This window comes from Verminephrobacter aporrectodeae subsp. tuberculatae At4 (genome assembly GCF_000193225.1).
GTDB classification, from domain to species: Bacteria; Pseudomonadota; Gammaproteobacteria; order Burkholderiales; family Burkholderiaceae_C; genus Acidovorax; species Acidovorax aporrectodeae.
Window position 1 is genome coordinate 1 of the sequence record NZ_AFAL01000014.1, and the last position, 9836, is coordinate 9836.

The 9836-nt window shown below is 67.6% G+C and carries 10 protein-coding genes and 1 pseudogene; 9 read left to right on the plus strand and 2 right to left on the minus strand.

Translation table 11 applies throughout. The annotated features are described in order from the left end of the window. The 9 genes and pseudogenes from VTU_RS25030 to VTU_RS0100140 all read left to right on the plus strand — a co-directional run. A partial coding sequence (locus VTU_RS25030; protein WP_010099651.1) for a DUF2145 domain-containing protein occupies window positions 1-254 on the plus strand: 254 nt, incomplete at its 5' end. Between the two features lie 330 nt (window positions 255-584). Continuing rightward, window positions 585-890, plus strand: coding sequence for a DUF2818 family protein (locus VTU_RS0100105; protein WP_010099652.1), 306 nt, complete (start codon window positions 585-587; stop codon window positions 888-890). A 24-nt stretch (window positions 891-914) separates the two neighbouring features. Then, window positions 915-1371: pseudogene (locus VTU_RS25035) on the plus strand (DUF1178 family protein). Window positions 1372-1460: 89 nt separating this feature from the next. Further along, window positions 1461-2267, plus strand: a complete 807-nt coding sequence (locus tag VTU_RS30505; RefSeq protein ID WP_029553957.1) for a DUF1444 family protein — start codon at window positions 1461-1463, stop codon at window positions 2265-2267. Window positions 2268-2475: 208 nt separating this feature from the next. Further along, on the plus strand, window positions 2476-3246 hold the full coding sequence (locus VTU_RS0100120) for an ABC transporter ATP-binding protein (RefSeq protein WP_010099654.1): 771 nt from the start codon (window positions 2476-2478) through the stop codon (window positions 3244-3246). Window positions 3247-3326: 80 nt separating this feature from the next. Continuing rightward, window positions 3327-4061: an ABC transporter ATP-binding protein gene (locus VTU_RS0100125; protein WP_010099656.1), complete on the plus strand. Its 735-nt coding sequence runs from the start codon at window positions 3327-3329 to the stop codon at window positions 4059-4061. 55 nt (window positions 4062-4116) lie between these two features. After that, entirely contained in the window at window positions 4117-5310 is a 1194-nt protein-coding gene (locus tag VTU_RS0100130) for an ABC transporter substrate-binding protein (RefSeq protein ID WP_010099657.1), read from the plus strand. Between the two features lie 41 nt (window positions 5311-5351). Beyond that, a complete protein-coding gene (locus tag VTU_RS0100135) occupies window positions 5352-6236 on the plus strand; it encodes a branched-chain amino acid ABC transporter permease (protein WP_010099658.1) in 885 nt (294 codons plus the stop codon). A gap of 12 nt (window positions 6237-6248) precedes the next feature. After that, on the plus strand, window positions 6249-7250 hold the full coding sequence (locus VTU_RS0100140) for a branched-chain amino acid ABC transporter permease (RefSeq protein WP_010099659.1): 1002 nt from the start codon (window positions 6249-6251) through the stop codon (window positions 7248-7250). Window position 7251: 1 nt separating this feature from the next. On the opposite strand, the gene VTU_RS0100145 is transcribed toward VTU_RS0100140, so the two are convergent. Continuing rightward, a complete protein-coding gene (locus VTU_RS0100145; RefSeq protein ID WP_010099660.1) occupies window positions 7252-8379 on the minus strand; it encodes a lipocalin-like domain-containing protein in 1128 nt (375 codons plus the stop codon). A 37-nt stretch (window positions 8380-8416) separates the two neighbouring features. Further along, window positions 8417-9836, minus strand: a 1420-nt coding sequence (locus VTU_RS0100150; RefSeq protein ID WP_010099661.1) for an FtsX-like permease family protein, incomplete at its 5' end; no start/stop codon positions are given.

Sequence of the window (9836 nt, forward strand, 5' to 3'; positions counted from 1 at the left end):
CCGCCGCGGTGCACACGCGCGCGCAGGCGCAGGCTTGGTTGCAGCTCAAAGGCTACGCGCCCAGCGTGCTCAAGATCGGCGCGCTCACGCGCCTGGGCGGGCGCCTCGGCTCGGCGAACATCGCGTTCGACGATCACCCGGGGGAGAAGCGGTTCTCCGACCGCATCGAGACGGTCACGGTGGATTCGGTGCTGGATTGGCTGCAGCGCGCGCAGTTGGCGGCGCAGCCGGTGGGGCTGGCGGTGGAGGATTGAGCGCTTGGCACAAGCGCGATCCGCCGGGCCAGCATGGGCTGAGCCGCGCGGACCGTAATCGCCGCCTGATCGCATCCGCACGAACGGCAAGGAGCCATAATCCACGATGACTTGGCCCATGGCTTCCCATCACCCCGTGCAGCAGTTCCGGTTTGCCGATGGCAGATTGGGAACATGGCCAAGGCACGGTCCGTGAGACGATGACCAGCAGTACGGTCGGGACGCGAGCCCCTTCGCCGCCCGTGACGGCAGCGCAGACTGGGCCATCGACCTGCCGCTGGACCGCTTCGGTATTCCGCCCCATTGATTGCACTCCCCCCCTCCATGTCTGTGTCTCTGACCGGTTCCGTCTGGCTCATCATCGTGGCCGCCTGCATCGCCGCCAACCTGCCCTTCGTCAACCAGCGCTGGTTGCTCGTGGGGTCCGTTGCCACGCCCGAAAAGCCGCTGGCCGCGCGGCTCGCCGAACTCGTGCTGCTGTACTTTGCGGTCGGTGGTCTGGCGCGCCTTTTGGAGCGCCGCGCCGGGCAGATTGCACCGCAGGGCTGGGAGTTCTACGCCGTCACCGGGGCGCTGTTTCTCACCTTCGCGTTCCCCGGCTTCGTCTACCGCTACCTGCTGCGCCGCCATGGCTGAGCCCGCGCCTGTACGATGCACGCCATGAAGGTGCTTGACCTCCAATGCCGGCAGGGCCATGTCTTTGAGGGCTGGTTCGCGTCCGAAGACGATTTCCAGAGCCAGAACCAGCGCGGACTCGTGCAATGCCCCCTGTGCGCCGACGGGCACGTTGAAAAGCGCCTGAGCGCGCCGCGGCTGAACCTCGGGGCACAGGAGCCGGTGGCATCCGCGCCGCCTCCGCCGCTGGCGCCGGCCCGCGATGCCGGCGTCGGCGTACTGCCACCGGCTCTGCAGGCCACTTGGCTGGAACTGGCACGCAAGATCGTGGCAAATACCGAGGACGTGGGGCCGCGCTTCGCGCAGGAAGCCCGGCGCATGCACCATGGCGAGGTGCAGGAACGCGCGATCCGCGGCCAGGCCACGCCCGACGAGGCGCTACAGTTGCGCGAGGAAGGAATCCCTGCCCCTGCCGGCGGCGGTCAAGGAAACGCTTCAATAATCCCGGCTTCCGCGCCTTGCACGACTCTCCCCATTTCCGATGACGTCGCCAGGCAACGTATCCCATCATCCATCCGCACGAGAAATTCCATGCTCAACGCCCTATTCAATCGCTTCAAAAAGATGGCCGAAACAGATCCGCTAACGCGGATGCTGCAGCGCGAGAAACTGATACCGCGCATCAAGCATGTGGATTTTCTCAAGGAACTGAAAGCGTACGGCGTTCCCGAACGGCAGCACCCGGCCAGCACACCGCTGTGCGGAGAATTGCTGGTGATCTACGCATTCGACTTGCCGGAACAATTCATCATGGCCACACCGGACCAGTTGGCACAGGCCGGTATTGCCGTGTCCGAGATGCCTGCGCTGGCTTTGCAAAATCTGGCACGGCTGATGCCGCCGACGACGCAGCATGTTGACCAGCACGGCTGCGTGGCGATACGCACGGGCGGTGAACTGGAGGCCACGCTGCTGTTGTCCGATTCCTTTTGGGAGCCTATGCAAGCCAGCTTGGGCGACGCCATCGTGGCCGCCGTGCCACGGCGCGACAGCCTGCTGCTGTGCGACAGCAGGGACGCCCGGGCGCTCGGGCAGTTGGACAGCGAAGCGCAAAGAATTTTCACCGGGACACAGGATGCCCACGCGCTCTCCGTGCAGAAAATGCTGCGCCGCAATGGTCACTGGGAATTGTTCGGGATGCATTCCCGGAATGCACCGCCAGAGCAGACGGTTCAATCGGAATTGATGATTTTCAAAGATGCCAGTGGCCAGTATGTGACCATGAAATACGACGCAACGAGCGATGCAATCAATGGAACGCCGGAGGATGTCGTCGAGGACATGAAGAAATCCGGGTTGGCGCTTATTTCCCGGGAAAAATTGGACCCGGATGCGTAGCAGGAACAGGGATTTCATTGGGCGCTGCTGCCTCCTCACCTGGCTCCGGCGCGCGCAAGGCGAATGGGGCGGCGCGGCCCCAAAAATAATGAATAGGCATTAGCCCCAGTATCTGTAGCAGGTCGGTGAAGCATACGATGCCGCATGATCGATCCCCCACGCAATGGCCGCAAGGCTTTCGGCACCCAGCGCAAACGGCCCCGGCACAATGAGCGACGTCATTCTTGAAACCTTCGACCTGACCAAGGAGTTCAAGGGCTTCACCGCCGTGAGCGGTGTGAACCTGGCGGTCCGCCGGGGCACGATCCATGCGCTGATCGGCCCCAACGGGGCCGGCAAGACCACCTGCTTCAACCTGCTGACCAAGTTCCTGGAGCCGAGTTCGGGGGTCATCCGCTTCAACGGGCAGGACATCACGCACGAGCGGCCGGCGCAGATCGCGCGCCGCGGCGTAATCCGCTCGTTCCAGATTTCCGCTGTCTTCCCGCACCTGAGCCTGTTGGAGAACGTGCGCCTGGGCCTGCAGCGCAGGCTCGGCACGTCTTTTCACTTCTGGCGCAGCGAGCGCAGCCTGCGCCAGCTGGACGCGCGCGCGATGCAGTTGTTGGCCGAGGTGGGGCTGGAGGAACTGGCCGATGAACCGACCGTGAACCTGCCGTATGGCCGCAAGCGCGCGCTCGAGATCGCCACCACGCTGGCCATGGAACCCGCGCTGATGCTGCTCGACGAGCCCACGCAGGGCATGGGCCATGAGGACGTGGACCGCGTCACGCAACTCATCCGGAAGGTGTCCGCGGGGCGCACCATTTTGATGGTCGAGCACAACATGCAGGTGATCGCGCGCATCGCCGACCGCATCACCGTGCTGCAACGTGGCGCCGTGCTCGCCGAGGGGACTTACGCCGAGGTGTCCAGCGACCCGCAGGTCATGCAGGCCTATATGGGAACGACCGATGGCCAGCTGCAGGGAGCGCATTGAGATGCCCCTGCCCCCGTCCCTGCCGCCTCGCTCGCGGACCCACCCGCTTCCTGCATCGCAAGTGGCGCGCAGCACACGGGATGATTGACGTGGCCGCCACTGCCGCAGCGCCCCCCGCGCTCGAAATCCACGGCCTGCATGCCTGGTACGGCGAGTCGCACGTGCTGCACGGCGTGGACATCACCGTGCAGCCCGGTGAGGTGGTCACGCTGCTGGGTCGCAACGGCGCGGGCCGCAGCACCACGCTGCGCGCGATCATGGGGCTGACTGGCGCGCGCCGGGGCGCGATCCGGATCGGTGGCGTGGAGACGGTGGCCATGCCCACGCACCGCATCGCGCATCTGGGCGTGGGCTACTGCCCGGAGGAGCGCGGCATCTTTTCCAGCCTGTCGTGCGAGGAGAACCTGCTCCTGCCCCCGGTGCTCAGGACGGGCCGCCCGGGAATGCCGCTGCCGGAGATCTACGCCATGTTCCCGCACCTCGCGCAGCGCCGCAGCAGCCAGGGAACGCGCCTCTCGGGCGGCGAGCAGCAGATGCTCGCCGTGGCGCGCATTCTGCGCACGGGCGCCGGGCTGCTGCTGCTCGACGAGATCTCCGAGGGCCTCGCGCCGGTCATCGTCCAGGCCCTGGCGCGCATGATTACCGTGCTGCGCGCCAAGGGCTACACGGTGGTCATGGTCGAGCAGAACTTCCGCTTTGCCGCGCCGCTGGCCGACCGCTTCTACGTGATGGAGCACGGCCGCATCGTGGAGAATTTCGCCGCCTGCGCGCTCGAAGAGAAGATGCCCGTGCTCACCGAGCTGCTGGGCGTTTGACGCCCGCGCGCACGCCCTCCCCCATTCCTTTCACCAGACCCACAGGAGAGATTTCATGAAGAACCAACGCAGGGCGCTGACCGCGGTGCTGCTGGGAATTGCGGCCCTCACACAGGCGCAGGCGCAGGAAAAGGTCCGGATCGGCTTCATCACCGACATGTCCGGCCTGTACGCCGACCTGGAAGGCAAGAACGGTGCGCTCGCGATACAGATGGCGATCGACGACTTTGGCGGCAAGGTGCTGGGAATGCCCATCGAGCTGATCGCTGCCGACCACCAGAACAAGGCCGACATCGCCGCGTCCAAGGCGCGCGAGTGGATCGACACCCAGGGCCTGACCATGCTGTTCGGTGGAACCAACTCCGGCACGGCCCTGGCGTCCGCCAAGGTGGCGGCGGAAAAGAAGCGCGTGTACATCAACAACGGCGCCGCCACCTCGGCGCTGACGAATGAGCAGTGCACGCCCTACACCGTGCACTACGCCTACGACACCGTGGCGCTGGCCAAGGGAACGGGTTCGGCGATCGTCGATGCGGGCGGCAAGAGCTGGTACTTTCTGACGGCCGACTACGCCTTCGGCCATGCCCTGGAAGCCGACACCAGCACGGTCATCAAAGCCAAGGGCGGCAGCGTGGTCGGCGCGGTGCGCCATCCGCTCAACGCGTCGGATTTTTCGTCCTTCCTGCTGCAGGCGCAAAACTCCAAGGCGCAGATTCTCGGTCTGGCGAACGCCGGGGGAGACACCGTGAACGCCATCAAGGCGGCGAAGGAATTTGGCATCGGCAAAAGCATGAAGCTCGCCGGCCTGCTGATCTTCATCAGCGACGTGCACAGCCTGGGCCTGCGCAACACCGAGGGCCTGCAGTTCACCACCAGCTGGTACTGGGACCTGAACGATGAAACGCGCAAGTTCTCCGCGCGCTTCTTCGAGAAGGCCCGGCGCATGCCGACCTCCGTCCAGGCCGCCGACTACTCCGCGACCATGAACTACCTGCGGGCCGTGGATGCCGCCAAAACCGTGGACGCGGACAAGGTCATGGCCGCATGGCGCAGCATGAAGATGAACGACTTCTTCGGCACGGGCCAGCTGCGCGCCGACGGCCGCTACGTGCACGACATGTATCTGATGGAGGTGAAAAAACCTTCGGAATCGGCCAAGCCCTGGGACTACTACAAGCTGCTCAAAAAGCTGCCGGGTGAATCCGTTTTCACCACCCGGGCGGAGAGCAAATGCGCGCTCTGGAAGTAGGCCGAGGGCTCTGATTCCCTCCCCCTGCCCTCCCAGCGCCCATGGAAATCTTTGCCGTCTCGCTGCCGGGCCTGCTGAGCCAGTTGCTTCTGGGGCTGGTCAACGGCTCGTTCTATGCCATTCTCAGCCTCGGGTTGGCGGTGATCTTCGGCCTGCTGAACGTCATCAACTTCGCGCATGGCGCGCTGTTCATGATGGGCGCCCTGCTGACCTGGATGGCGCTGAGCTATCTGGGCATCGGCTACTGGTGGATGCTGCTGCTCGCGCCGCTGCTCGTGGGCCTGTTCGGGGTGCTGATCGAGCGCCTGCTGCTGCGCTGGATCTACCGGCTCGACCATCTGTACGGTCTGCTGCTCACGCTGGGCCTGACGCTGCTCATCGAGGGGGTGTTCCGCTCGGTCTACGGCGTCTCGGGCCTGGGCTACGACCCGCCCGAACTGCTCGAGGGCGCGACCAACCTCGGCTTCATGCTCCTGCCCAACTACCGCGCCTGGGTGGTGCTGGCCTCGCTGCTCGTGTGCCTGGGCACCTGGTACGTGATCGAGAAGACCAAGCTCGGCGCGTACCTGCGCGCGGGAACGGAGAACCCGCGCCTGGTCGAGGCTTTTGGCGTGAACGTCCCGGTGATGGTGACGCTGACCTACGCCTTTGGCGCCGCGCTGGCCGCGTTCGCCGGCGTGCTTGCGGCGCCGGTCTACCCGGTCACCCCGCTCATGGGCCAGAGCCTCATCATCGTGGTCTTCGCGGTGGTGGTGATCGGCGGCATGGGATCGATCATGGGCTCCATCCTCACCGGTCTCGGGCTGGGCGTCGTCGAGGGCCTGACCAAGGTGTTCTACCCCGAGGCCTCGTCCACCGTGGTGTTCGTCATCATGGTGCTCGTTCTGCTGATCCGCCCCGCCGGCCTGTTCGGCAAAGAAAAGTAAGAGGCCCCGCGCATGCCTTTCAGGAACCTTGCCGCCATCGGCTACGGCCTGCTGCTGATGGGGCTGCTCGCCGCGCCCTTCCTGGGCGCGTACCCGATCTTCGTGATGAAGCTCATGTGCTTTGCGCTGTTTGCCTCGGCGTTCAACCTGCTGCTCGGCTACACCGGTCTGCTGTCCTTTGGCCACGCGGCGTTTCTGGGCGGCGGCGCCTACCTGTCCGGGCACGCGCTCAAGGTCTGGGGACTGACACCCGAGTTGGGCCTGCTGCTCGGCATGGCGGGCGGCGCCCTGCTCGGGCTGCTGTTTGGCTGGCTGGCGATCCGCCGCCAGGGGATCTACTTCTCGATGATCACCCTGGCGCTCGCGCAAATGCTGTTCTTTGCCTGCCTGCAGGCGCCCTTCACGGGGGGCGAGGACGGCCTGCAGGGCGTTGCGCGCGGCAGGCTGTTTGGCCTGATCGACCTGCAAAACGACCTGCGCATGTACTACCTGACGCTGGCGATCGTGGTGCTCGCCTTCCTGCTCATCGTGCGCACCATCCACTCGCCGTTTGGCCAAGTGCTCAAGGGAATCAAGGAGAACGAGCCACGCGCCATCTCGCTGGGCTACGACACGCAGCACTTCAAGCTGCTGGCCTTTGTGCTGTCGGCCGCGCTCGCGGGCCTGGCGGGCGCGCTCAAGACGCTGGTGCTCGGCTTTGCCACGCTCTCCGACGTGCACTGGACGGCCTCGGGCCAGGTCATCCTGATGACGCTGGTCGGCGGCCTGGGCACCCTGTCGGGCCCGCTCGTCGGCTCCGCCGTGGTGGTGCTGCTGGAAAACAAGATCGGCGAATTCGGCCAGCTGCTCGCCACGCTGACCGGCGTGCCATGGTTCGGGACGCTGGGCGAATCGGTGACCATGGTCACGGGCCTGATCTTCGTGGTCTGCGTGCTCGCGTTCCGCCGGGGGGTCATGGGCGAGATCATTGCCTGGACGCTCCGGCGCCGCGCGCGGGGTCCGCGCAGCGCCTGAATCACAGGCGCAGCGCAGCGGCGTACCCGGTCATCTCCAGATAGCCCCGGCCCACGGACCGCCCCGCGCCATTCAGCAGGTCCGAGAGACCCTCCCAGTAGATCGTCGTGCCCGATCCGCTGCCGCCGAGTTCCTGGTTGTCGAACCGTGCGCGCACCTGAAAGCTCCCCACGGGCGTTTGCAGCCGCCACTGCACCGGGTAGCGCGCGCCGCTCTGCGGGCTGTTCCAGAAGCGCTGCGGCGCGAATTCCACGCTGCCCGCGTCGAACACCTGCACCGCCTGCTGCGGGGCGCGCAAGGAGCCACCGGACCACAGGCTGGACCCGTCCGCACGGCGCAGCCGGAACGCCGTGAGCGCGCTGCCGTCGTCGAGGTTCATGCCGACCCAGTCCCAGCCCACGGCGTCCGGGGGCAGCAGCGTCTCGCTCCACTCGTGGTCCAGCCAGGCGCGACCCGTTGCGGGGACGACGGCCAGGCGCCGGCCCTGGACCCACAGGCTGCCGTCCACGCTCAGCTGGGGCTGGCTGTAGTAGTAGCTCGCGTGCTGCACGTCCGGCCCCTTGCGCGACAGGCCCTGCCGGCCCTGGAGCAGCAGGGGCTGGGTGCTGTCGAAGCGCAGATCCAGGCCGAACTGGCCGTCCATGATGCGCGCCGCGTAGCGGCTGGCCGGGGACCGGGGGCCGGACTGTGGAACGTCGCTGCGCCCGGGCTGTGGAACGTCGCTTCGCTCCAGTGTCCAGTCATGCAGCCGGATGCGCGTGTCGGACACGTTCGCCTGCGCCACGCCAAAGCCCGCGCGCGCGATGCGCTGCGCGTGCAGCAGGCGCTGGCCCGGCACGTCGCTGAGCGCCGCATGGGCAAACAGCAGCTGCTTGGCCGCGAACGCGGATTGCAGGCTCTGCGCGGCGTCCACGCGCGAGCGGAAGAACGTGACCTGAAATCCCCAGAGCTGGCCCGCCGCCTGCGCGTGGCCGGTGATGTACCACCACTCGGTGCGCAATTCGGGATGGCTGCCATGGTCGCGCGGAAAGACCAGCGTGCGCACGGGCAGTGCGTGCGCGGCGCCCAGGCCCCACAGACCCAGCGGGACGGCGAGCGGCGCAGCAAGCCAGGCGCGGCGCGTGCTCATTGCGCCCGATCCTGCGGCCAGCGTACCGGGGCGGCGTTCACCAGTCCTCCTTCACGGCCAGCACCGCGTCGCGTCCCGCTGCGGCGCGCCCGGCGATCCAGGCCGCCGCCGTTCCCGAAAGGATCAGCGCCAGGCACAGCGCGAGCAGGCGCCAGCCCGGCAGGTCGAGGTCCATGGTCCAGTGGAAACTCTGGGGGTTGACCACGTGCACCAGCACCACCGCGACCGCCAATCCCAGCAGCAGCCCGGCGGCAGCGCCTACGCCGCTCCAGACGGCGCCCTCGGCGGCGACCACGGCCAGGATCTGGCGCCGCGTCAGTCCCAGGTGCGCGAGCAGGCCGAACTCCCTGCGCCGCGCCAGCACCTGCGCACCAAAGCTCGCGGCGACGCCGAAGAGCCCGATGCCGATGGCCACCGCTTGCAGCCAGTAGGTGACGGCGAAGCTGCGGTCAAAGATGCGCAGCGAGCGTTCGCGGATCGCGCCGGAGAACATGAATTCCACCAGCGCCTGGTCGCCAGCGCCGGGGCCATGGCCCGCTGCCGCGAGCGCGCGAATGGACGCCTGCAGCGCCGCCACGTCCACCCCCTCGCGCGGCCACAGCGCCAGGTCGCTGGTGCGCGCGTCGCCGGTGAGCCGCAGCCAGACGGCGCGCTCGAGCAGCACCGCGCCCGACTGGTGAACGTAGTCGCGCCACACGCCGGCGATGAAAAAAATCTCCGCCCGCCCGTCCACCGCGCCGAAAGCCCGGGAAAGCGCAGGCCAGTCCATTCCCGGGCGCAGACCGTACAGGTCCACCACCGCCTCGCTGACGTAGACGCCCGTGCGCCCCGCGGGGACGGGCAGCGCCGCGCCCACCAGGGGCAGGTTCTGCTGCGGGTTGGCGCCCAGCGGACGGCTGAGCAGCATCAGCGCCGGGAGCGCGGGGTCCAACTGCAGCGGGCTCGCGCGCTGCGCCTGCACGCGCGCCAGGCCGGGCAACTGCGCCACGGCCTCGGCAAGGCCCGCGGGCAGCAGGGCGGCGTCGCCGCCGGCGGCGTTCAGCGCCGAGCGCAGGTACAGGGGCCCTGGCAGCACGGCGTCGAGCCACTGCGCGAGCGAGCCGCGAAAGCTCGAGACCATCACCGTCAGCGCCACCGCCAGGCTCAGGCTCGCGACCACGCCGCCCACGGCAATCGCGGCGCTGCCGCGCGCATGCCGGGCACGCGCCAACGCCAGCAAGGGCAGGACATGGCCGAGCGCGAGCGGCCGCAGGCGCTGCAACAGCCAGGCCATGCCCCAGGGCAGCAGCGCAATGCCGCCGAGCAGCAGCAGCGCGATCGCCGCGTAGGCCGGCAATGGAAGGCCCCACACCGGCGGGGCGCTGCTCAGCAGTGCGCCGGATGCCAGCAAAAGCATGCCGACCCACCCCCTGTCCGCCGGGCCGGCCGCGCCACCCAGGCCCTTGAGCGTTTGCGCC